This is a genomic window from Myxococcales bacterium (genome assembly GCA_016712525.1).
In the GTDB taxonomy this organism is placed as follows: domain Bacteria; phylum Myxococcota_A; class Polyangia; order Polyangiales; family Polyangiaceae; genus JAAFHV01.
On the sequence record JADJQX010000007.1, the window covers coordinates 1864708 to 1888456 of the forward strand.

Annotated in this window: 16 protein-coding genes and 1 pseudogene; 3 read left to right on the plus strand and 14 right to left on the minus strand. The window is 70.7% G+C overall.

What is annotated here, in order from left to right; genetic code table 11:
- The first annotated feature begins 14 nt into the window (after nucleotides 1–14).
- On the plus strand, nucleotides 15–1340 hold the full coding sequence (locus IPK71_24975; GenBank protein ID MBK8216992.1) for a CapA family protein: 1326 nt from the start codon (nucleotides 15–17) through the stop codon (nucleotides 1338–1340).
- Between the two features lie 37 nt (nucleotides 1341–1377).
- Here IPK71_24975 and IPK71_24980 read toward each other — a convergent pair whose 3' ends face one another.
- The 7 genes and pseudogenes from IPK71_24980 to IPK71_25010 form a co-directional block, all read right to left on the minus strand.
- Nucleotides 1378–1827 (minus strand): NrdH-redoxin, encoded by a 450-nt coding sequence (locus IPK71_24980; GenBank protein ID MBK8216993.1) that lies wholly within the window; start codon nucleotides 1825–1827, stop codon nucleotides 1378–1380.
- 245 nt (nucleotides 1828–2072) lie between these two features.
- Nucleotides 2073–4023, minus strand: a pseudogene (locus IPK71_24985) (ABC-F family ATP-binding cassette domain-containing protein).
- 52 nt (nucleotides 4024–4075) lie between these two features.
- Nucleotides 4076–5371, minus strand: coding sequence for a FliI/YscN family ATPase (locus tag IPK71_24990; protein MBK8216994.1), 1296 nt, complete (start codon nucleotides 5369–5371; stop codon nucleotides 4076–4078).
- A 10-nt stretch (nucleotides 5372–5381) separates the two neighbouring features.
- Entirely contained in the window at nucleotides 5382–6485 is a 1104-nt protein-coding gene (gene dnaJ, locus IPK71_24995) for a molecular chaperone DnaJ (protein ID MBK8216995.1), read from the minus strand.
- Between the two features lie 139 nt (nucleotides 6486–6624).
- Nucleotides 6625–8391, minus strand: coding sequence for a hypothetical protein (locus IPK71_25000; protein ID MBK8216996.1), 1767 nt, complete (start codon nucleotides 8389–8391; stop codon nucleotides 6625–6627).
- 129 nt (nucleotides 8392–8520) lie between these two features.
- Entirely contained in the window at nucleotides 8521–10353 is a 1833-nt protein-coding gene (locus tag IPK71_25005) for a hypothetical protein (protein ID MBK8216997.1), read from the minus strand.
- 66 nt (nucleotides 10354–10419) lie between these two features.
- Nucleotides 10420–12453 (minus strand): hypothetical protein, encoded by a 2034-nt coding sequence (locus IPK71_25010; GenBank protein ID MBK8216998.1) that lies wholly within the window; start codon nucleotides 12451–12453, stop codon nucleotides 10420–10422.
- A gap of 64 nt (nucleotides 12454–12517) precedes the next feature.
- Here IPK71_25010 and IPK71_25015 point away from each other — a divergent pair, with 64 nt between their 5' ends.
- Entirely contained in the window at nucleotides 12518–14578 is a 2061-nt protein-coding gene (locus IPK71_25015; protein MBK8216999.1) for a UvrD-helicase domain-containing protein, read from the plus strand.
- Here the strand turns inward: IPK71_25015 and IPK71_25020 are convergent.
- Nucleotides 14549–16174: a hypothetical protein gene (locus IPK71_25020; protein MBK8217000.1), complete on the minus strand. Its 1626-nt coding sequence runs from the start codon at nucleotides 16172–16174 to the stop codon at nucleotides 14549–14551. The two genes, IPK71_25015 and IPK71_25020, sit on opposite strands and share 30 nt — an antisense overlap.
- Before the next feature lie 5 nt (nucleotides 16175–16179).
- Nucleotides 16180–17979: a DUF885 domain-containing protein gene (locus IPK71_25025; GenBank protein ID MBK8217001.1), complete on the minus strand. Its 1800-nt coding sequence runs from the start codon at nucleotides 17977–17979 to the stop codon at nucleotides 16180–16182.
- A gap of 250 nt (nucleotides 17980–18229) precedes the next feature.
- Here IPK71_25025 and IPK71_25030 point away from each other — a divergent pair, with 250 nt between their 5' ends.
- Nucleotides 18230–19018, plus strand: a complete 789-nt coding sequence (locus IPK71_25030) for a fatty acid desaturase family protein (GenBank protein ID MBK8217002.1) — start codon at nucleotides 18230–18232, stop codon at nucleotides 19016–19018.
- 12 nt (nucleotides 19019–19030) lie between these two features.
- Here IPK71_25030 and IPK71_25035 read toward each other — a convergent pair whose 3' ends face one another.
- From IPK71_25035 to nadC, 5 genes are all read right to left on the minus strand, one after another.
- Nucleotides 19031–19834 carry an alpha/beta hydrolase gene (locus tag IPK71_25035; protein ID MBK8217003.1) on the minus strand — a complete coding sequence of 268 codons (804 nt, stop codon included), beginning with the start codon at nucleotides 19832–19834 and terminating at the stop codon, nucleotides 19031–19033.
- On the minus strand, nucleotides 19831–20343 hold the full coding sequence (locus IPK71_25040; protein MBK8217004.1) for a hypothetical protein: 513 nt from the start codon (nucleotides 20341–20343) through the stop codon (nucleotides 19831–19833). Before IPK71_25040 ends, IPK71_25035 begins: the two co-directional genes overlap by 4 nt.
- Entirely contained in the window at nucleotides 20340–21482 is a 1143-nt protein-coding gene (locus tag IPK71_25045) for an arginase family protein (GenBank protein MBK8217005.1), read from the minus strand. The genes IPK71_25040 and IPK71_25045 overlap by 4 nt, the downstream gene beginning before the upstream one ends.
- A 569-nt stretch (nucleotides 21483–22051) precedes the next feature.
- On the minus strand, nucleotides 22052–22867 hold the full coding sequence (locus tag IPK71_25050) for a biotin--[acetyl-CoA-carboxylase] ligase (GenBank protein ID MBK8217006.1): 816 nt from the start codon (nucleotides 22865–22867) through the stop codon (nucleotides 22052–22054).
- Nucleotides 22864–23721, minus strand: coding sequence for a carboxylating nicotinate-nucleotide diphosphorylase (gene nadC, locus IPK71_25055; protein ID MBK8217007.1), 858 nt, complete (start codon nucleotides 23719–23721; stop codon nucleotides 22864–22866). Before nadC ends, IPK71_25050 begins: the two co-directional genes overlap by 4 nt.
- Nucleotides 23722–23749: the final 28 nt, after the last annotated feature.

Sequence of the window (23749 nt, forward strand, 5' to 3'; positions counted from 1 at the left end):
GCCACGCCATCGGCATGCTCTCCACGCGCTCGGGCAACGTCTTTCCCTTCGTCGTGCTCCTCGGCGCCTTCGGGTGCGGGCGCGCGGGCTCGCACGAGCCGGAGAAGCGTACGGAGCCCTCGGCCCGGCCTCCGTCGACGCTCGTGACCGAAGCGCCTCCCGCTCCTGCCCAAGCCGCCGCTCCCCAGGCTCCCGCGCCGACCGCGAACGAAGGCCCGCTCCGGGTCCTCGTCGCGGGCGACGTCATCGCGCACCGGCCCGTGCTCATCGAAGAAGGTGCGCTGCGCGCCGCGCTCGGCCCGCTCGACACGCTCTTCGGTGCGGCCGATGCGGTGCTCGTGAACCACGAGTCGTCGACCGGAGACGCGCCGGGCGGAAAACGGAGCGACCTCCTCTACGCGGCGCCGGCCTCGTGGGCGAAGGAGCTCTCGGCGAGCCACGTCTCGGCGATCGGCCTCGCGAACAACCACGCGTGCGACCTCGGGCGCCAGGGGCTCTTCGCGACCCTCGCGTCGGCGAAGGAGGCGGGCCTGCGTCACTTCGGCGCCGGCGAGGATCCGTGGAAGGCCGAGCCCATCGCCTCCCGCGGCGGGCACACCGTATGCGCGGTGGGGTGGAGCACGCTGACCAACGGCGATCCGATGGCGTGCGACAAGAGCCTCGCCTTCGCCCCCGAGAGCCCGACGGCCGAGGCGCGCGTCGCCAAGGCGATCGCCGAGGGGAAGACCCATGGCTGCGATGCCGTAATCGCCGTCGTCCATATCGGTGAAGAATACAAGGATCAGCCCCCGAGCGTCTTCGCGCTGGGAGAGCGGCTCGCCGACGCGGGCGCCGACGCCGTGGTGATGCATCACCCGCACGTGCCCTCGTTGCCGAAGGCCGCGCGCACGCGGGACGGTCGCGTCGTCCCTGTCTTTCCTTCTCTCGGGAACCTGGTGTCGAACCAAGGGTACGCGTGGCGCGCTCCGAAGCCCGTCGTCGTGTCGGATCGGCGGCAGGTGTCCGCGAACGCGTGGACGCGCGTGGGCCTCGTCGCCGACCTCGCGTTCACGTTCACCGAGGGCAAACCCAAGGTGTCGGGGTTCGGCTACCACGTGATCTGGAACGAGCGCAAACCCACGGAGACCAAGGGGAAATCGACGATCGTCGCGAGGGTGCTCGGGCGCGACGACCGGGATCTCCTCGCGCGCTTCGCGGCCGACCCCGACGGGCCGAACGCCATCTTCGGGTCCGCGTGCTGGCGTGATCGCCATGACGCCGCGCCGTCCGACACGGCCTGCACAACGCCCCACGCGAGCGAGCCCGTGAAGCGCACCGCGCGAGGCGGCAAGAAGCGCTGACCGGCCGACGAGCCGGCCCCTTTGGCCCGGCCTGCGCCTACCCGCCCGCGAGCGCGCGATCGATGGCGCCCGGATCGAAGCCGACCATGAGCTTCCCCCCGACGTCGATGACGGGGATGCCTTGGGAGCGCAGGCCCGCCTTCGCGAGCTTGGCGCGCATTTCGCGGGCGGCGCTCGAGTCTTCGTCGATGTCCTTGTCGACGAACGGGACGTTCTTCTGTTTGAGGTAGGCGCGGGTCTTTTGGCAGGCGCCGCACCACGAAGCCCCGTAGACGACGACCGCGACCTTCGCGGGGACGACCTTGTCACCCCCTCCAGGAGAGCCCGAGGGGGCCGCGGCGACGGCGAGGGCACGGCGTCGCCCCTCGGCCACGGCGTCGAACGCGGAGCGCGCCGCGAGCGTCACGGCGTACGTGCCATCGGCGCGCTTCGTGCGGAGATCGACCAGGAACACCTGCCCGTCGGGCGGCTCGGTCGACGCGTCCATCACGCGCACGTGCTCGCGGCTCGCCTCGGGGATCTTCGACGGCGTCGACTCGACCAAGAAGGCGCCCTTGTCGTCGATGTAGGTGAAGATCTGACCCGCGGCCTCGTCGCGGACGATGGGGAGCTTCGCCGCGGGCTCGGGGGATGCCTTCGCCTCGCCCTTCGAGCACGCGGGGAGCGAGCCGATCGAGCCGACAGAGAGGGCCGCCGCGATGACGAACGCGACGCTCCGCACGATGCGCATCTTCATGTTTCGCCCTCCGAGAGGCGGGTCCACTCGTTCATCATCTGCTCGATCCGTCGGGCCAAAGCTTGCTCCTCGTTGGCCCGCTCCGCAAGCTTGGCCCAGTCGCCGCCGGGGTCCTCACGGAGGACGGCGCGGAGCTCCTCGAGCTTCTTTTCGCCTCCCGCGATGAGATCTTCGAGCTCCTTCACGCGCCGCTTCTTCTTCTCGCGGTCGCGCGAGGCCTGCTTCTGCGCCTCGAAACCGGGGTTTTTCTCGGCGGGTGTCGGGGCCTTCGTGGGGGCCTCCACCTTCTTCGGCGGCGCGGCCTTCTTGGAAGGAGCCTCGCGAGGCTCTTCTTCGGCCCGCGCGCGCGCGGCGGTGTGCGTCGCGTACTCCTTGAAGGTGCCTGGGAACACGTCGACGTGGCCGTCCCGCACGGCGACGATCCGGGTCGTGACGTTCTCGAGGAAGCGACGATCGTGGGAGACGAGCACGACCGTACCCTCGAAGCCCGCGAGCGCCTCTTCGAGGATCTCCGCCGCCGGAATGTCGAGGTGGTTCGTGGGCTCGTCGAGGAAGAGCAGGTTCCTCGGCTCGAGCAGGAGCTTCGCGAGCGCGAGACGGGACCGCTCTCCGCCGGAGAACCCGCCCACGCTGCGCAGCGGATCGTCGCCCCAGAAACGAAAACGCGCGAGGTACTGCCGGGCCGCCTCGACCGTGAAATCTCCCCGAACGCGGCGCACCTCCTCGACCGCCGTGAGCGACGTGTCCACCTCGCCGAGGTGCTGGTCGAAGTAGCCCTCTTGGAGGTTCGTGCCGCGCTTCACCTCGCCGCGATCGTCGGGTGCACCACGACCGGCGAGCAACTTGAGCAAGGTCGACTTCCCTGCCCCGTTCGGACCGACCACGCCGATGCGCTCGCCGCGCCGCACGAGCAGGGAGACGTCCGAGAAGAGCGGCCTGCCGCCGCGCGAGGCCCCGAGGCCCTTCGCATCGAGCACGATGTCGCCCGAGCGAGCCGCGGGCGCGAACCGGAACGCGATGCGGTCGGCCACGTTCCACACGTCCTCCGGGCCCGAGACGCGCTCGAGCTTGTCGAGCATCTTCCGGCGGCTCTGGGCCTGCTTCGTCTTCTGCCCGGCGATGTTCTTGCGAATGAAGTCCTCGGTCTTCTCGATGAAGGCCTGTTGCCGCTCGAGCACGGCTTGCTCGCGGGCGAGGTCGTCCTTGCGGGCTTCGGCGTACGCGGAGTAGCGCATCGGGTACACGCGGAGGCCACGCGTGCCGAGCTCGAAGCGTCTGGTTCGAGACGTTGTCGAGGAAGGCGCGATCGTGCGAGACGACGACGAGCGCGCCGCGGTACGCGAGCAGATACGACTCGAGCCACGCGATCGTGTCGAGGTCGAGGTGGTTCGTCGGCTCGTCGAGCAAGAGGAGCTCGGGCTTCTTTGCGAGGATGGTGCCCAACGTGAGGCGGCCCCGCTCGCCGCCCGAGAGCGAGGCCACCGGGCGCTCGAGATCCTTCCCCGAAAAACCTAGTTTTTCTGCGAGGATAGACACTTCTCGTTCGAGCGCGTCACCCCGTACGAGGTGGTAGGCGTCCTCGGCCCGCGAGAGCGCCTCGAGCGCCGCGTGGGACCCGCTCGCCGCTTCGAGCTGAGCTACGTGGAGCGCCTCGCGCTTCTCGAGCACGTCGGCGTAGCCCGAGAGGAACGCCGAGAGCACGTCGCCCGAGGCGGAGACCTCGTGCGACTGACGGTAGTAGCCCATCGTGACGCCCTTTCGCACGATGGCCGTACCCGCGTCGGGCTCGATCTCGCCGGCGACGATGCGGAGGAGCGTCGACTTTCCTGCGCCGTTGGGGGCCACGAGGGCGGCGCGATCGCCCGCGGAGATCGTGAACGTCACCCCGTCGAAGAGGGTCTTTCCTGCGTAGCCGAACCGAACGTTCCCGACCTGGAGCACCGTCATGACCGGGCCGCGCTTAGCACACAACGCCCACCGGAGGGCGGAGGCGCGTCGCTCAGCCGACGACGTCCTCGAGGCGCTCGAGGGTGTCCTCGAACGAGGTCGTCTCGTGAGGCGCCTGCGCGAGGAGGCGCTCGATCGCGGAGAGACGAGAGAGCGCGTCGTCGAGGGTCTTGTCGGCGCCGCGCGTGTACGCTCCGAGCGTCACGAGCTCGCGCTTCGACTCGTACACGGCGACGAGGGTGCGGAGCCGGGTGGCGAGGCGCTTGTGCTCCTTCGAGACGAGCTGGCCGTGGAGCCGCGAGAGCGACGCGGGCACGTCGACCGCGGGGAAGCGGCCGCGCTCGGCGATCCGTCGGTCGAGCACGATGTGGCCGTCGAGGATGCCACGGACCTCGTCGGCGACGGGCTCCTCCATGTCGCCGCCCTCGACGAGCACGGTGTAGACGCCGGTGATGCTGCCCGTGGAGCCCTGCCCCGCGCGCTCGAGGAGCTTCGGGAGAAGTGCGAACACGCTCGGCGGATAACCACGTCGTGCCGGGGGCTCGCCGGCCGCGAGACCGACCTCGCGCGCGGCGCGTGCGTACCGCGTGACCGAGTCGACCACGAGCAAGACGCGCTTGCCCTCGTCGCGGAAATGCTCGGCGTACGCGGTGGCGACCTCGGCCGCACGGAGGCGCTCGAGGGCCGGCACGTCGCTCGTGGCGGCGACGACGATGGTCTTCTTGCGAGCCTCGTCTCCCAGCGTCTCGAGGAGCTCGAGCACCTCGCGCCCACGCTCGCCGACGAGCGCGACGACGACCACGTCGGCCCGCGTTCCCCGCGCCATGGCCGACAGGAGGGACGTTTTTCCGACGCCCGACCCCGCGAAGACCCCGATGCGTTGGCCCTCGCCGAGCGTGAGGAGCGCGTCGACGACGCGCACGCCGGTCGGGAGCACGTCGCGAATGGGCCGGCGCTCGAGGGCACGAGGCGCGGCCCGCGTGGTCGGCACCGGGCGGCCCCCTTCGAGGCTCGGGCCAGCGTCGATCGGGCGCCCGAGCCCGTCGAGGACACGCCCCAAGAGCGCGTCGGAAACCGGCACGAAGAAGCCCGACGCGAGGGGCTCGACCGCGTCGTCGGGGCCGACCCCCTCGAGCGCACCGAGCGGCATGCCCACCGCCTCGCCCTGCGAGAACCCCACGACCTCGCACGCGAGCGGCTCACCGCGCCGACGGATCGTCACGACGTCACCGACTCGAGCCCCTGGAAGCGCGAACCGCACGGCGAGGCCCGTCACCGAGAGGACCTTCCCGCGCACGTCGACCGCTCGCGTCGCCGAGAGCTTGGCCTTGAGAGCTTCGAGGTCCATCCGCGGACGCTCAGGGCGCCGCGGGCGCGGCCGAGAGCTCGGCGCCGAGTTGCTCGAGCAGCTCCTTCGCGCGCGGGGAGAGGGCCGTGGGAACGTCGACCTGGACGACCACCACGAGCGACCCGCGCCCGCGCCCGTCGAGCCGAGGAATCCCGTGTCCTTTCAAGGTGATAACCGAGCCCGGCTGCGTCCCCGGAGGCACCTCGAGGGGGACCTTCGGCGACACCTCGGCCCCCGGCTCGGCCACGTTCTCGACCTCGACCGTCGCGCCGAGCGCTGCCTGGGTGAGGCCCACGTGCACCTTCGTCACGAGATCGGCGCCGTCGCGCTCGAACCTCGGATCTTCTTCGACGTCGACCTCGACGTAGAGATCGCCCGCTTGGCCGTTCGGAGGGCCAGGCATGCCCTGCCCGGGGACACGGAGCCGTTGGCCCGCGTCGATCCCTGCCGGGAACTGCACACACACCTTTCGCGCGCGCTCGACGACCCCACGGCCTCGGCAGCTCCCGCACGGGTTCCGGATCTGTTGGCCCGCGCCGTTGCAGCGCGGACACGGGGCCGTGAACATGACGAAGCCGCGGGCGTTCGAGACCTGACCCGTGCCGCGGCAGTGCCCGCACACGTCGGGTTTGGTGCCCGCGCGGGCGCCGCTCCCGCCGCAGTCTCCGCAGGAGGCCGGGGTGCGGAGCTGGACGTCGCGTTTGCAGCCGTGGACGGCCTCGGAGAGCGTGATGCGCTGCTGGACGCGAAGGTCGTCTCCGCGCGCCGGCCCCCGCGAGCGACCTCGCCCGCCGCCGAACCCGAACCCTCCCCCGGAGAACATCTCGCTGAAGAGATCCTGCATGTGCGAGAACATGTCGCTCATGCCCGGGTCGTACCCGCCGCCCTCGAGCCCCGCGTGGCCGAACTGGTCGTAGGCCTGACGCTTTTGGTCGTCCGAGAGGACCTGGTAGGCCTCGTTCACTTCTTTGAAGCGAGCCTCGGCCTCGGGGTTTCCCGGGTTCCGGTCGGGGTGGTGCTTCATGGCCTCTTTTCGGTAGGCCTTGCGCAGCTCGTCGGCGCTGGCGCCTTTCGCGCAGCCGAGCACTTCGTAGTAGTCACGCTTCTCGGACATGGGGGCTCGCAGCGAGCCGACGAGGGGGCCTTTGCCCCGCACGCCGCGGTAGGGCGGAAGCCTGAGGCTTTCCGATTATTTCGCGCAAGATAAAGCCCTCGCCCGGGGTGTCAACCACGATGGCGAGAAGTAGACCCGCTCAAGGGCGGCGGTCGTTCTCGAGCTCGAGGATGCGCTCTTCCTTGCGGCGGAGGGTCTCCATCACCTCGCGCCGGGCATCGTGCTCTTGGACGAGCGCCTGCCGCAGCGCAAAAAGCTCCTCTTCGAGCTTCGATGTCTCGGGGAGGGCGGGCTGCGACCGCCGCTCGGGCTCCGGCTTCGCGGCCTTCGCGGCCTCGGCTTCGCTTCGGGCGCGTTCGAGCTCCGACGTCAAACGCTCGAGCTCGGCCCGACGCTCGTCCTCGCGCGCGCGGGCGTTTTTGGCCTCGGCCGACGAGAGATCGCGCTCGTTCTCGAGCTCCTTGATGCGCCAGGCCCGCGCCTCGAGCTCCCCCTCGCGACGGGCGACCTCGAGGGCGAGATCGTCGAGGCGCCGACGCATCTCGACGAGGCGCGCGTCGTCGTGGGAGGGCCGCTCGGGCAAGTGGAGGGCAGCCCCCGCGTGAGCCTCTTCGAGCGCCGAGAGAAGGTCCTCGATCATCGCCGCCCGACGTACGAGCTCCGCGTCTTGGGCTTTCAGCATGCGCGCGCGGTCGAGGAGCTGGGCCTCGAGGCTCGACACCTCGGCGACGTGCTCCGCCGAGAGCTGCCCGAGCTCGGCTTCGACGGCCGAGAACCTGCGCTCCGCCTGGGTGACACGCGCCGTGAGCTCGTCGGCGATCTTGGCGTCGACCGTGGGCACCTCGAGGCGCTTTTTTGCGTCGATGAGGTCCTGCGAGAGGCGAACGACCTGGGCGTCCTGCGTGTGGAGCTGGGCCTCGGCCTCGGCGAGGCGGGCCGCGAGGTCCTGCTGCGCCGCCTGCATTTTCTCGTCGAGATCGGCTGCGAGGCGCTGCTGGAGCGCGACGGACGCCTCTTGGCTCGCCTGCATCGCCTCGGCGACGCGGGACTCGGCGGCGCGCTTCGCCGCGGCGAGGGCGTGCTCGGCCTTCTCGAGGTCCATCGCGAGGCGCATGCCCTTCTCGCCTTCGCGATCGAGCTGCTCCCGGAGCGCGTAGATCTCCCCGGTGAGGCGGGCGAACGCCTCGGCGTCCTCGAGCTCTCGCGCCTCCGCTTCGGCGAGGTCGGGTGACGGCCCGAGGGCGAGCGCCGACGGGAGCTGGACGATGGCGTACCCCTCGACGAGCCGCGGCTCGTAGGAGCCGAGGGCCAGGAACGCGCGCGGATCGGGCTCGTCGGCGAGCTGCGTGTCGACGGCCACCTCGGGCGACTCGCCCCCGAGCTCCGCGAACGCGACGCCCCCGAACGGGAGCTCACCGATCATCGCAACATATGGAAACTCGAGCGAAATCAGGTCGAAGAGGTCGGCGTACTCGACGCCCCCCGGCCCGCGCTTCGTACGCACCAAGAGGGCGCCCGACCGGTCGAGGATCCGCCGCACCTGCGTGAGCACGTACGACACGTTCGGGACATCGGCGAGCTCGTTCACGAGGCCGAACTCGAAGGCTTCGTCTCGGAAGTCGAGGGCGCGCTCGTCGAGGGCACGCACGACGAGCCCCCGCGCGGTGGCCACCCTCGCGACGGCCTCGGCGCGCGACGCGACCGGGTCGAACACGTGGATCGAGCGCGCGCCCATCGCGAGCAGGCGCTCCGCCATTCCTCCATCGGCCGGACCGATGACGAGGCCTCGGCGCCCCCGCACGGAGAGCGCGGCCTCCGCGTAGACGGCGAGGGCTTGGTCCGAGCCGGCCGTCTCGGCGGGCAGGGCGGGGGTGGGAATGCGGTGGCTCTTCGGGCTCTCGAGCATGGCGTGCGGTTCGGTAAGCTACTGTGCCGGTCGCGTTTCGCGAACAAGTTTTCGTGCGGGAACGTGGGCTTCGCTCGGAAAAACCCGGGAATCGGTCGGGGTGGGCCCAGAAAACCCGGGCACCGAGCGTCAGACCGAGAGCGGCTCGGCCGTTTCGCGCACGTTTTTCCGCGCGGCCCGGCGCTCGGGCCCCGTCGGGCGCTTCGCGCGGGTGCGGCCCGTCCTGCGCTCTTTCAGCTCGTCGACGAGGGTCAGGAGCAAGGCCTCGACGTCTCGCACGTCGCCGCTCGGAGCCGTGAAGCGGAGCACCTTCTCGTCGGCCTCGCGCCCGGGCAGGGCCGCGCGCTGGGCGAGCGACTCGTCGCGCGTCGACTCGAGGCGGAGGTGGGCGGAGCTCCCATCGAAGACGCGCACGAGGACCTCGGGGCTCGGGAGGAACCCGGTCAAGGTGCGCTGCTCGGCGACACCCACCTCGAGAGAACGGATGCCCGGCACGGCGTCTCGGGGGAGCGTGCGGAGACGCGCCTCGTCCCACCGGGCCTCTCCCTGCGGGAGGCGTCCGTAGAGGCGCGTGACGAGCTTCTTCGTGGACTCGACGCGGCGCGCGAGCGGGCCGAGCACGTCGAGGGCGCGACCGAGCGTGGCCGAAGGGAGCTGCGCCGAGAGCCCCGAGAAGAACAAGGGAAAGAGCGCGACGGTCGAGAGCGGCGCGAGCACCGAGATGCCCGGGTAGAGGCGCTCCGCGGCCCGGCCGGCGAGCGCGAAGGCGAGCACGAGGAGACCAAGGGTGAGCGCCCCGCGGGGGTGCGTCGCGTCGAGCCAGGGCAGGAGCCGCTCACGGCGGGTGGCGTCGACGATCTTGCGCGGGAGAGGGCGCCACTCGCCGGGGCCACGAACGCGGAGCGCCTTTCGCGTGGGCCGCAGCTCGACCAGCGTAAGCATGCAGAGGATCAGGAGGAATGCGCCTCCGAGCGGGCTGTGGAGCGCGGCGACGGCGAGCCCCGCGCCGAACGAGACGGCGACGACGGGCGGACGTGCCCACCCGGGGAGTGGAAGCAGCGGACGAGGCGTCGCGCCGAGCCGGAGGACCTCGACCCGGAACGCGCGAGCCTTTCGACCGGCGAGGGCGCCGAGACCGAGCGCGACCACGAGCGCCACGAGGACGAGGCCCGCCGCGCGTCGACGATCGGGGATCGTGCTCGTCGAACGCGAGGCTCCCGAAGGCGGGAGGTTCGCCGAGGGCTCGCCGGCGAACGCTTTGGCGTCGGCGCGGACGGCCCAGGTGACGACCTCGCCCCGAGAGACGTGCGCGCGGACGAGCTCGATCTCGTCGCCCTCGGGCTTCCGGCGCAGCGTGACGAGCGCGGTCCCCTCGCCTTCGCCGGAGCCGTCGTCGCTCACGGCGATGCGCGGCTCGGTCGGGCCCTGGGGCAAGCGAAACACGGCGCGCGCGCCGTCCCGTCCCTCGGGCGACGGAGGCTGTTTGAAGGTGACACGCACCATCGAGCCGTCCTTCGAGAGGTGCTTCGTCTTCCAGCCGTCGACGTCGTAGGCCACGACGAAGGCGTACGTTCCCCGCTTCAGCCCCTTCGGATCGTCGACGGTGACCCGGACCACCTGCGACGTCGGGTCGACCTCGGGGACGTCCTTCGCGGCCTTCGCCGAGATGCCCTCGGCGTGCGCGCCGAGCTTGGTGCCGTCTTCGGTCACGACCGAGACCTCCGGAGCGATGGCGGCCGCGAGGTCCACGCCTGTGAGGTCGAAGCTCTGCATCTTGCCGGCGACGACGCGGTACCGCACGTGGTGCTCGACGTGCGCCGAGCCCACCTTGTCGACGGTCACGAAGACGTCGTTGCCGGTCTGGTGCCACTCCTGCCAGCCCGAGCCAGCGTGAGACGAGGTGGCCGCCCCGAAGAGGGACAGGGCCGCGGCAGAGGCGAGCGCGAGACGCCGGAGGTGCATCACCTCCTCGGATACAGGCCTATCCTACATGTGGGCAACTTCGCGACATCAACCGACCCGTGTCGGTCAGTGGACGAGGACGCTCGTGGCGGTGCCCATGGCCGCCTTCGGGAGGACCAAGGTGGTCACGGCGGCGCCCCCTGGGGACGTGGACGATGCGGGCTCGATGGCCGTCGTGACGAGGGCCGTCGCGAAGGCTCCCTTGCCGAGCGTGCCGAGGGCGCCTTCGTGGCTGTCGACGACCTTTCCGAGGGCGAGCGCGCGGGGGGTCACGAACATGCCCGACCGCGACCTCGACTCACGTAGCTTCTCGGACTCGGGGCGGGCGCCGAGGCTCGGCCTCTGCGGGTCGACCGTGCCTTTGCGCGTGGCCCCGAGCCTCTGCGCGACGAGCTTCGGATCGCAGCCCACGCCGATCCAGGACGCGTCGGCGTCGGCTCCTTCCCCGGGGGTCACGAACACGTGGCACACGACCGGCGATGGGGTGAACGTGGGCTTCCCTTTTTCGTCGAGGCGAGGGCTGCGTTTCACCGACAGCTCGACGTGCGTGGTCTTCGCGGGGAGGCCGAGCGCGGGCGCGGTCGGGGCGATCTTGAGGACGGGGGCGTCCTTCTTTTTGGCAGCGCGCGCGAGCCGCGAGATCGCCGAGACCCAGTCTTTGGTGAGCTGGCTCATGTCGCCGTACGGCTTCGCGACGCGCACGAGGGTGTACCCCACGACCTGCTCCCCGACCGCCTTCTTCCGTTCCATCACGAGCTTGTCTCGGGCGACACCGGGCTTGCCGGCGGACTCGGCTTCCCGCTTGGCCGCGAGGCGCGCCGCGAGAGCGTCGGCGTCGACCCCGTGCCCGAACGACCACCCCGCCTCGATCACGGGCAAGGTCCGCAGCGTCACGAGATCCACGAACGGCCTCCGCTCCGGCGGAGGGAGCATGCCCTCCAAGGCCTCCTCCATGAACGCCCCGAGGAGCTTGTGCGGGCGATCCAAAAGGCCCGCTTCGACGCCCGACGACCACCCTCCGACATCGACGTCGCCCGGCATCGCGAGGAGCGCGGCGGGCGGTGGGCTCGCGCCCCCCGACGTAGGGACGACGACCTTCGTGAGCGTGGCCTCCCTCGAGCGGAAACCATAGCGAAAACGGGCTGTTAGACCCTCGGGCCGACCGGTCATGTCGGCGGTCATCGTGTCGGAGTCGACGGCGAAGTCGGCCAAGTCCCCGACCGCGGCCTCGACGAGATCGCGGGTGGCGCTCGTGACGCCGGTCTTCGCGTCCATGAACCCGCCCACGAGCGCGGGCAGCATGCGCCGCATGCCTTCGACGGCCGAGCGCATGGGCGCCGAGCGCACCTCGAGGTGCACGTCCGGATCGTTCGGTTCGACCGCGGCGCGCGAGAGGGTTCGGAGCGCGTACGGCGCGAGCGCTTCGATGCCCGAGGCCGAGCCGCACACGAGCCGCGCGCGCACCGAGCCCGCCGAAGGCCCGAGCACACACACCTTCTTTTTGGCCTTGTTCTCGAGCACGTCGTCGTCCGACGGATCCGGGGAGCCATCGGTGTCGTCCGGCGCTTCGGGGCGAGGGCGCTTTTTCTTGGTGGGCTCGGCGAGACCCTCGACGCGCAGCATGCCGTTGCCGATCGGGACGAGCGTGTGGGCCTTGAGGCGCTCGCGGGCGTCCTCGAGAGACACGACGGGCACCGAGACCACGAAGGCCACGTCCGGGTTCTTCACTCCTCCCTCGAACGAGGCGACCATGTCGACCGGACCGCGGAGATCGAGCACCTCGCCGAGCTCTTCGCCGAGGGCGGCGCGCACGGCCTCTCCCGCCGACGGCACCGGGAAGCCCGACCACGTCGCGAAGAGCTTCGAGGCCTCTTCGGGGCGCGCGACCCGACCCACGGCGACGACGTTCTTCGGCTCGGGCAGCGCCGCGAGATCCACGGGGGGCTCGGGCGCGACCTCGAGCGGCTTCGGCTTCGCCACCTCGGGCACCTTCGGCGGCTCCTTCGGCCCGCACCCGAGCCCGAGCACGACGAACGAGGCGAACGGGGCGATCTTCAAGAGAGCAGCAACGGGCTTCGCGGGCAGGGTCGGCTTCGGCATCGCCCGGATAGTACCCGTTCCGTCTTTCGCGCGAACCCCGACCGTGATTAAGGAAGGGGCGAATATGAGCGGTCCCAAGCTGAACCCCGCGCAGGCTCGGGCGGTCGAGCACATGAACGGCCCCATTCTCGTGCTCGCGGGGGCCGGCTCGGGAAAGACGCGCGTCATCACGCAGCGCATGGCGCGCATGCTCGAGCGCGGGGTGCCTTCGTCGGCGATCGTGGCGCTTACCTTCACGAACAAGGCCGCCACCGAGATGGCCGAGCGCGTGGAGCACGTGGTCAAGGAGCGGGGCAACGCCGGAGCCGCCAAGGGCCTCATGGTGTCGACCTTCCACTCGTTCGGGCTCTCGGTGCTCTCGCGCGAGCGGAAGAGCATCGGCGGCACGTTCACGATCTTCGACCAGGGCGACTGCGTCTCGGCCGTGAAGGATATCTTGGCCCGCACGGCCCGCGGAAAGGCGTACGACGCGTCGGCCATTTTGGCGCGTATCTCGAACGCGAAGAACGCGTTCATCGGCCCCGAGGAGCTCGGCGAGCGCGAGGGCGACGAGTACGACGAGATTACGAGGGTCGTCTACCCGCGCTACCAGTCGCTCCTCCGCAGCATGAAGGCGTTCGACTTCGACGACCTCGTCTGCGAAGTGGCCCGCATGCTGCGCGACAAGCCCGAGATGCTCGAGCGCTACCGCGCGCAGTACCGCTACCTCCTGGTCGACGAGTACCAGGACACGAACAGCGCCCAGTTCGCGCTCTTGCGGCTCCTCGCGGGCGAGCACAAGAACATCTGCGTCGTCGGCGACGACGATCAGTCGATCTACGCGTGGCGCGGCGCCGACGCGCGCAACATCCTCGAGTTCGAGGAGCAGTTCCCCGGCGCGGTCGTCGTCAAGCTCGAGCAAAACTACCGCTCGCGCGCGCCCGTGCTCGCCGTGGCCAACGCCGTCATCGCGAAGCGCGTCGACGCGAAGCACCGCAAGGTGCTGTTCACCGAGAAAGAGGGCGGCCCGAAGGTGGGGCTCGGCACCGCCCTTTCGCCCGAGGCCGAGGCCGCGTGGGTCGGCAAGGAGATCGCCCGCCTCTTCCGCGACGAGGGCGTCCGACCGCGAGACATGGCGGTGCTCTACCGGTCGAACGGCCAGGCCAAGCTCATCGAAGAGACGCTGCGCGAGCGCGGCGTGCCTTACCGGATGGTTGGCGGCCAGCAGTTCTTCGAGCGCAAAGAGGTCAAAGATCTGCTCGCGTACCTGAAGGTGACGCTGAACCGCTCCGACGAGATCAGCCTCCGGCGCATCTTGAACTACCCGCCGCGCGGTATCGGCGACACCAGCGTCGAGCGCCTCGGCACACACGCCCTCGCGAAGGGCTGGACCTTGTGGCAAACGATCGAGCGCGTGGACTCGCTCGACGACATCCCCACGGCCGCGCGCGCGGGGTGCAAGTCGCTCGAGCGCGCCATCGGCGATCTGCGCAAACGCCTCGTCATCGACCGCGCTCCCGCGAGCGTCGCCGGGCGTGAGCTCTGCGAAAAAGTAGGCATTTACGCGGACTTGAACGAGAGCTCCGGGTCGCCCCAGATCGCCGCGCGGAGGAAGGGCAACCTCGAGGCGCTCCTCAACACGCTCTCGAAGCGCGAGACCCGCGTGCGCGAGAAGGGCAACGACGAGACGGCCGAGCGCGAGCTCATGGGGTTCCTGCAGGCGCTCACCCTGAACCTCTCCGAGGAGCAAGAGGACACGACCGACAGGGTCACGCTGTCGACGCTGCACGGCTCGAAGGGCCTCGAGTTCGACTACGTGTTCTTGCTTGGCGTCGAAGAGGGCTTCTTGCCGCACAACCGCACCCTCGACACCAAGGCGACCGACGCGATGTCGCAGGACATCGAAGAGGAGCGCCGCCTCTTCTACGTGGGCATCACGCGTGCGCGCGAGAAGCTCGTCATGTCGAAGTGCAAAAACCGGATGATGCGCGGGAAACCCGGGCCGAGGCCGCCGAGCCGCTTCCTCGCCGACATCCCCGAGGAGCTGCTCGAGATCTTCGACATCAAGGGAGACCCGGCGCTCGAGACCGCCAAGATGGGCGAGCAGGCCGAGAACCTACTCGCGATGCTCGAGGGGCTCGGCTGACCCGTCGCCCGCGAGCGCGCGGTCGACGAAGCTCCCCACGTCGCCGAGAGGCACACGGAACGTCTCGCCGAGCGCACCGCGGCGCACCACCTCGACCACACCTTCGGCGAGCCCGCGCGCGCCGAGGGTGAGCCGCACCGGGCAACCCACGAGCTCCGCCATGGCGAGCTTCGGCCCGGGGCGATCGTCGCGGTCGTCCCAGAGGACGTCGAGCCCTCTGCTCTCGAGGTCCGCGACGATGGCCTCGGCGGCGCCGACGAGCTCGGGGGCCGTCCCGAGCGAGACCACGTGCACGTCGAACGGGGCGAGCGCGGGCGGGAGGCAGAGGCCCGCGGCGTCGGAGTGGGCCTCGGCGACCAGGCCGAGCGCGCGCGAGACACGCAGCGTGGCGCGACCGGTCGAAAAGGGGATCTTCTCGCCCGAGCGTGTCGCGAAGAGGGCGCCCTCACGGGCCGCGGGGCCTTGCCCGAGGACGTCGAAGCGCGCGATCGCGGCGGCCCTCTCGGCGGAGAGAGGGGCCCCGCAAAGCGGGCACGGCGCGCCCCCTCCGAACGCGCGGATCTCCTTGATTTCGTGAGCAAAATCGCGCCCGGGGCGGACACCACGGAGGTGCGTGTCTGCCGCGTTGGCCCCGACGACACGCGGCACGTCGCTCGCCGCGCTCGGGTCGAGCAAGACGCGGCCCTGGAAGCCGACAGGGCCCGCGAAGCCGACCTTCGCGCCCGTGGCGCGCATGACCTCGTCGGGCGTCGCGAGGGTGACCGTCGGGACGCCGAGGGCGCGCGCGAGGCGTGTCTCGCTCACCGCGTGATCCCCACGCACGACCGCGAGCACGAGCTCGCTACGCGCGCGCACCACCATCGATTTCAGAACGTCCTTCGGGGCGACCCCGAGGAACAGGGCGACATCGTCCACCGTCGACCGACCCGGCGTGTCGACCGCGTGGTACGGCTCGGCTCCGGGGGCGTCGGGCTCGGCGACCTTGGGCGCCGCGTCCTCGGTGAACCGTGCATCGCAGCTTCGGCAGTGGAGGGTCGTCTCGTCGCCGAGGCCTGCGACGTGCGCATGCACGGCGAGCGAGGAGCCCGAGGGCGACGCGAGGACCTTCGCCGCGCCGAGGCTCGTGGGGGAGAGCACTGCGAGGAAAGACTCGGCGAGCGCGTCGAGGCGCTCGCGCACGTCGCCCTCGGAGGCCGCGACGACGAAGGCCTCGACGACACGCTCCGGGCCTCCGCCGACGAGCCCGAACGGCGAGCGCGGCGCCTCGAGCTCCCGCGAGACCGCTTGGACCCACACACGCGGCAGCTCGGAGTACCCTCGGAGCTCGGACCGCGCGACGTCGAGGAGCGCGGCCTCGGCCTCGTCCACGCCGAGCGTGTCGGGGAGCGCGATGGGGAGCGCGGCGCTCCGTTCGAGCGCACCCACGACCCGCGCCTCGAGCTTACCGAGCGCGCGCGCGCCGAGCGGGAGGAGCACCGTGGTGCCCTTCGTGGTCCTCCGTAGGTACCCGGCTCGGACGAGGGCCTCGAGGCCGCGGGTGCGAGCGTCCTTCTGAGGCTCCTTGCGGGTGGGGACGAACGATCGCGAGACGCGCATGGTCTTCACTCCGCGAAGAGCTCGCGCGCGAGCAGGCCGGGCGGGATCGTGCCGCGGGTGAGCAGCTCGGCATGGAAGCGTTTCAGCGAAAACTTCTCTTTTTCTCGAGACTTGTACCGCTCGCGGAGGCCGAAGATGGCCTGCCTCCCGGTGAGGTACGCGAGCGGCTGCGTGGGCGTCATCGTGTACCGCTTCACCTCGCTCACGGCGAGCTCGTGCTCGAGGTGCACCTTGTCGGTCAAGAAGCGCACGGCCTCGTCGAACGACATGCCCTTCGTGTGGAGGCCCACGTCGAGCACGATGCGCGCCGCCCGGACGAGCGTCCACTCGAGCTGCATGAGGCGCTCTTCGGGCGTGTAGTACCCGAGCTCCGCCATGAGCTCCTCCGAGTAGAGCGCCCAGCCCTCGCTGAAGATCGCGGCGTCGTAGGCCTTGCGGATCTTGGAGGGGTTCTTGGCCGCGAACGAGAGCTGGAGGTGGTGGCCCGGGTAGGCCTCGTGCACGGCGGTGTCGACGATGTCGCCGTGGTCGTTCTCGCGCAGCATCTCTTCTTGTTTCTTCGCCGAGAGCTTCGGATCGACGGGCGTCACGAAGAAGAACCCGCGCGTCACCGGGTCGAACGGCGGAGGCTGATCGTAGGCCGCGGTGACCGTACTGCGCATGAACTCGGGCGTGTCGACGACGGCGAGATCGTCGCCCTCGGGGAACGGCACGACGTCGTGCTTCACGAGGAAGGCCCGGGCGCGCGCGACCTCACGGCGGTACTCGGCGAGGAGGTCGTCTCGTTTCGGGTGGTTCCCCTTCACCTTGGCGACGACCTCGGGGAACCCTTTCGCCTTCGGGTCGATCGTCTTGGCGACGCGATCCATCTCGGCGACGGTGTCGGCGAAGACCTTCTGCCCCATGGCCTCGAGGGCCTCCGGGCTCTCGGAGACGAAGTACCCCTCGCGGAGGAGCGCCGAAAAGTGCGGCTTTCCGGCGGCGAAATCGCCCTTGGCCGCGGGGATCACCGTCTTCTTCAGGAAGGTCGCGTACCCGTCGTAGGCCGCGACGACGTCGGCCGTGGTCTTCTGGATGCGCGCCGCTTCGGAGGGGAGCGCCGTGGTCAAGAAGGCCTTTTGGCCCGAGAAAAAGGCCTTGGCGCTCGTCGCGCGCTCCGCCCCGACCTCGGCCCACACACGGGGCACACGCGCGGGCACGAGGTTCGTTCGGGCGCGCGCGACCTCGGCCGGGATCTTCTCCATGCGGGCGAGCACGAGCTTGGCGCGCTCGGGCGCAGGCGCGTAGGGCCGCGCGGTCATCGAGAAGATGGCGCCCATGGTGGACGTGTAGAGCTGCGGAGAGGTCGCGAGCGGATCACGCTCGGCCCGGAGAAGATCGGTGCGGAGCACCCCGCGGAGGAGCGCGACGTCGGTGCGAGCGGCGGGAGACAGCGAAACGCCTTCCGGAAACGCGGCGTCGACCTTGGCGAGCAAGGCGCGCTCCTCGGCGAGCTCGGCCTCGAACCTTGCGCGATCGCGGGTGTCGATCTCCGCGTCGTGGCCGTGGAGGCCGAGGGGCGTGGCCGCTTCGGGCGAGATGCGCTCGAGCAGCGCAAGGTAGGCGTCGACCAGCGGCGCGACCTTGTCGTCGGCGAGGTCGGCGCGAGGGGGGGCCGCGGCATCGGCCACGGAGGAGGGCGCGGGGGCCGACGGGATCTGCGAAACATCGAGTGGTTTCGAGGACTTGGGGGCCACGGGCGGAGGCTCCGCGCAGGCGACGAGGGCGAGCGCGAGGACCCCGAGACGACACGGCAATCGAGCCATGGGCGACGTCATACCAGGGAAACCGGGCGACGCGCACGAGCGCGGGCCCTCGTGCCGACCCGACGCGCAAACGACGCGCGACGATCCGTCGTTCGGCGCCAAACGTAGGGAGGGCGCACGTGCGTACGGTTCCCGCCGTCGCTCGAGGCGCCGCTGACGTTTCGAGGCTGACCCGCGGCGAAAACGGGCTTGCCCTCCGCGGCTTTCCCCGTTCTCCTTCATGGAGAAGTCTCATCGAAGAAGGTCTCGTATGGCGAAAGAAACCAAAGACCGCGCCGAGCTCGCCGGGTACACCCAAAGCCACAGGGCCTACGAAATCGGGGTCTCGTGTGTCGCGGTCGTGCTCTTCGGCTGGCTCGTCGTTCGCCTGGCGAAGAGCCCTCACATCTCGGGCTTCTGGGTGCCGCTCGCGCTCCTGCTCGGGATTTTGGCGGCCGACTTCGTCTCCGGCTTCGCGCACTGGGCGTTCGACAGCTGGGGCAGCCTCGACACGCCCGTCCTGGGGCGCCTCGCGATCCGTACGTTCCGCGAGCACCACGTCGACGAGAAGGCCATCACCCGCCACGATTTCATCGAGACGAACGGCCACAACATCGGGCTCAGCGCGGTGGTCTCCACCGCCGGAGTGCTCACGCTCGGAGCCGAGGGGGCCTCGTCCACGCGCACGTTCGTCGGCATGTGCCTCTGCGCCATGGCCGTGTTCGTCGCCATGACGAGCCAGATCCACAAGTGGTCGCACCAGGACGAGCCGAGCCCGGTCGTGCGCTTCCTCCAGCGCATGCACCTCATCTTGACGCCCGAGCACCACGCCATCCACCACGCGGCGCCGTACGACAAGAACTACTGCATCACGATGGGCTGGATGAACGGCCCGCTCCGCGCGATCCGCTTCTTCTCGACGCTCGAGCGCATCATCACCGCGCTCACCGGCGCCATCCCGCGCGTCGACGACATCGGCGAAAAAGAAGCCCTCGCCATCGCAGCGAAGAACGAGGCCCCGCCCCCGAAGAGCGAGGCCGTGAGCACACGAAATCCCTAGTCGTCGGCGACTTCAGCGGGGCGGAGCCGGAGCTTCGGCGCGGGCGAGGTGCGCGGTGATGGAGGCCGCGACGTCTTTCGGGCGGGTGAGCGGCGCCATGTGGGAGAGGCCCTCGTGCGCCTCGACCACGAGGCTCTCCCTTCCCTCGCGAAGGTGATCGACCATGGCGCGGGCCGCGGCGGGTGAGCGCGCGCCGTACGCGAGCGTCGTGGGCATGTCGAGGCGGTAGGCGGCGAACGGCGTCGTGTCGAGGGCCGTGGCGCGCACCTCTTGGAACATGGTCCAGCCGAGGGCACGCATCGGGTCTTTTGCCGCCTCCGGGAGCTTGGCGAAGGCCCCCGGGCCATTCCAATAGTCGACGAAGGGGGCGAGCCAGACGTCGGTGCCGGCGCGGGCCTCGTCGGTGACGAGCCACGAGGAGGCCGCGAGCGGATCGGCGACGCGGTAGGGATCGTCCTCGGGCACGGCGGCCGAGAGCGCACCGAAGAGCACGGGCTCCCACATCCACAACGAGCGCACGCGCGAGCGAACGTAGGCGAGCTCCGGGCGCTCTTGGGTCGCGAGGAGGAGCTTCAGCGCGAGGAAAGCACCGAGCGAGTGCGCGACGAGGTGAAAAGGCCCGTCCGGCAGGCGCGGGACGAGGTGCGCGAGCTGGTCCTCGACGCGGCACACTGCGCCACGCCCGAGCGCCGAGGCGGGCGCATAGCCGACGTTGGGCAGCGCGAGGGGCGTGTGGCCGTGGGCCGAGAGCTCCTTGGCGATGCGGTCCCACATGGCGGGCCCGGTGCCCGTCGAGTGCAGGAGGACGACGGTCACTTGACGTCGAGCTTGGCCGAGAGCTCGGCCGTCTCGATTTGGCAGTTCTGCGCCGAGCACACGGAGAAGCGGTACGTGCCCTCGACGTCGACCTTTCCGGCGGACTTGGGGCGGAAGCGCACGGTCATGAGGGCGCGCTCTTCGCCTGCCGCGGCGTAGTCGCCTGCGGTCTTGGTGAAGACGGTGGTGCCCGCCGGATCTTTGCCGAGGTACTCGACCTCCTTCGAGGGCTGGGCGGTGAACTTGTAAGGGTACTCTTTGTTCACGTGGTAGCCGTCGAGGGCGACGAGCTCGATGCGGGCCTCGCACTCGGCGCCGGCCGCGCAGGTGCCGTTCGGGCCGAGCTCGAGCGAGAAGTGGGCCGTCTTGACGGTGGGGCCCTTGGCCTTCGTCGCGGTGGGGGGCGTCGCGCCGCCGCTCGGCTCGTCCTTCTTGCACGCGCCGAGCGCGACGACCGCGCCGAGCAGGATGGACGCGGCGGACGTGAAGCGAAGAGAGGAGGTGGTCAAAGCGGGGCTCCGAGGACGGCTTCGAGGGTCTCGCGCAGGTAGCGGACCGCGAGGTCCACCGTGGTCTTGCGCGCGGAGGCGTCCTCCCCGAGGGGTGGGGCGACCTCCATGACGTCCCCCCCCACGAGGGAGAACTTTCCCCCCAGTTCACGGATCAGCGCAACGAGAAAATCGGGACGAAGGCCGAACGGCTCGGGGGTGCCCGTGGCGCTGGCGAACGCCGCATCGGTGCCGTCGATGTCGTTCGAGAAGTACACACACGTGGTCCCGAGTCGTTCGAGGTGCGACACGATGGCCTCGAGCGCGGCCGCTTCGTCGCGGTTCACCTCGTCGGCCCAGAGCTGCTTCACACCGAGCGTGGACTCCCAGTGGGCCTTGTCGCGGCCCGAAGCGCGGATGCCGACCTGCACGAGGCGGCCGTCGCGACCGAGGGCCTCGTTGATGTGGAACGACCAGGTGGCGAAGCAGTGCTCGATGCCGAGGCGTGTGTCGAGGAGATCGGTGTGCGCGTCGGACTGCACCACGGCGAGGCGCTCGCCCCTCGCCTCGCGCGCGCGGAGGAGCTCGCGGGCCACGGGGTATGCCGTCGAGTGATCGCCTCCGAGCGCGATGGGGGCCGCCTCGGGCGCGAGCGCGACGAGGAGCTCCATGGCGCGCGCGGCGATAGAGAGCGGGGACACGGGCAAACACGCGCGCACGTGCGCGGGCACGTCGGGGTAGAGGGCCTTGCGCGAGCGCTCGAGCTGGGCCTCGGAGAGCATGTCGTCCGAGAGGAGCTGCGGCACGACGAACACGTCGCCCACGTCGACGACGCCGCGCTCGGCGAGCCGCTCACGCGCCCCCCTCCCCTCCCCATCGGCGCCGAGGCTCGCGAGGAGGCCCTCACGGATGGCCTGAGGCCCGAGGTTCGCGCCGCGCCGGAAGCCCGCGCCCACGTCGGACGGGATGCCGAGCACGAAGGCCTTGGCCGAGCCCACGTCACGGAGCGTGCGCTCGAAGGCGGCGCGCACCTCCCGCTCGCCGGTCGCGCCGTAGAGCCGCTCTTGGAGGGCGAGCTGCTCCTTCTTGCCGGTCGAGACGAGGTGGAGCCCGCCGCCTGCGGGCCGAAGGAGAGTCGCGAGCTCGTCGTGCGGGTCCACGCGCGAGACGGTACCACGGGGAGGCGAAGACGCGGGGCTCACCCCCTCCTCCGGGTCCCTCCCGATGCCACTCGAAGCCGAATGGACCTGCGAGCGACCTTGCAGGGCGCGACGACGTCAATCGGCGTCGCCGGCGTCCGAAGCCCCATCTGCGCAGGGAGAGCAAATCGACGCGGCCCTCGACGTCAGCGTGCACGACCAGCGGGAGCCGTCGCACTCGCACGAGTAGCCGTCGTACGGCCCGATTTCGGAGCACGGGCAAGCTCGATACGCGTCGACGAGACACGACTCTCGGGACGAGCACGCCCCGCTGGGGAGCTCGTCGACCCGTCGACGAGAGCCGTCCCTTGGCGGGGGAAGGTTGCGACACGAAGCACCCGCTTCACCCGACGCATCGACGGGGGGAGATGACGCCGAGCAGGCGGCGACCAGCAGCGCCGAGCCCACGAACGCCACGGCGAGGCGGAGGCGCTTCACTTCGACCTGCCCGGGCTCGAGGCCGGCTCCCCCGAAAAACCTCGCCCATCTCTCATTCGCCGCGTCCCCTTTTGCGCACCTGGCGGATCCCCCTACCGCGGCAGGGCCCCCACATGAACCTCGCCCGACACGAGCCGCGCGAGGGTGCCGTCGCCCCCCCGCACGAGGAGCCTCCCGTCGCGATCGATGCCCTCGCACCGCCCCGCGACGTCTCCCGTCTCGAGCCACGAGCCCGTGAGGGCGCACGCGCGCGCGAGCCTCTCGTGGAGCGGGCCGAGCCCGTGGGCCGCCGCGCGAGGCACGTCATGGGCGAGGCCACGGACGAGCGCGACGAGCACGTCGCCACGAGTCACGTGAGGCGCGCCGAGGAGCGCCAGGCTCGTCGCACGGTCGCGTAGCTCTTCGGGAAATTCCCGCGTCGCGACGTTGATGCCCACGCCGACCACGAGGGACTCGACACGCCCACCGAGCAGGGTCGACTCGACCAGCACGCCGGCCACCTTGCGCAAAGGCTCGCCCCCCGGGCCCCGCGCCCAGACGTCGTTCGGCCATTTCACGAGCGCGCGCGTGTCGTCTCCGAGGGCCTCCGCCACGGCGTCTCTCACGGCGAGGCCCACGGCGAGCGAGAGCTGCGGGAGGCGCGCGAGCGGGCACTCGGTGCGAAAGAGCACCGACACGAGCAGGGCTTCACCGGGAGCCGCCACCCACGCCCTCCCCTGCCGTCCACGCCCGTGGGTCTGCGCGTCCGCGACGAACGTCGTCCCGTGAGGTGCGCCGCTCTTACCCGCTTCTTTCGCGAGGTCGTTCGTGGAGGCGGTCTCGGCGTGAAAGACGAGCGGGTGCCCAAGGGCGAGGCCGAGCGCCCGCACACGCGCGGGCACGTCCTCCAGGTCGGGAGGGAGCGTCATGCCGGATCGAAATCGAGCCCGATGTCGGCCGCGGGCGCGGAGTGCGTGAGGGCGCCCACGCTGATGGCGTCGACCCCGAGCTCGGCGAGCGCCGTGATACGCGGGAGCGTGATCCCGCCGGAGGCCTCGACGAGCGTACGCGGAGAGACCTCGCGCACGCGCGCCACGGCCTTCGCGACGGTGGCGTCGTCCATGTTGTCGAGGAGCACGATGTCGACGCCCGCCTCGAGGGCGAGCTCGAGCTGCGCGAGCTTGTCGACCTCGCACTCGATCGTGCAGGTGTGCGACGCGTTGGCGCGCGCGCGGGAGATCGCCTCTTTGACGCCCCCCGAGGCGACGATGTGGTTGTCCTTGATGAGGATGGCCGAGCCGAGATCGTCGCGGTGGTTCTTGCCCCCGCCGCAGCGCACCGCGTACCGCTCGAGGAGCCGGAGGCCCGGGGTCGTCTTGCGGGTGTCGGTGATGCGGCACGCGCGGCCCTTCGGCACGGCGTCCACGTAGGCGCGCGTGAGCGTCGCCGTGCCGATCATGCGCTGAATGAGGTTCAGCGCGGTGCGCTCGGCCATCAAAATGGACTGGGCCGAGCCGCGCACCGTGAAGAGCGCCGTCTTCGCGGGGACGAGGGTGCCGTCCTCCACGTGGCGCTCGAACGTGAGCGTCGGATCGAGCTTCTCGAAGACCCGCGCGGCGACGTCGACCCCCGAGACGACCACGGGCTTGCGAGCCACGGCGCGCGCGACGGCCAAGGTCTCCTCGGGGATGCACGCGTGGGTCGTGACGTCGGAGCCCGAGAGGTCCTCCGCGAAGGCACGATCGATGATCGGGTCGACGAGCGAGATGGGCGAGAGGCGCATGGCCTGCCCTTACCACGAAAGGGCGGCG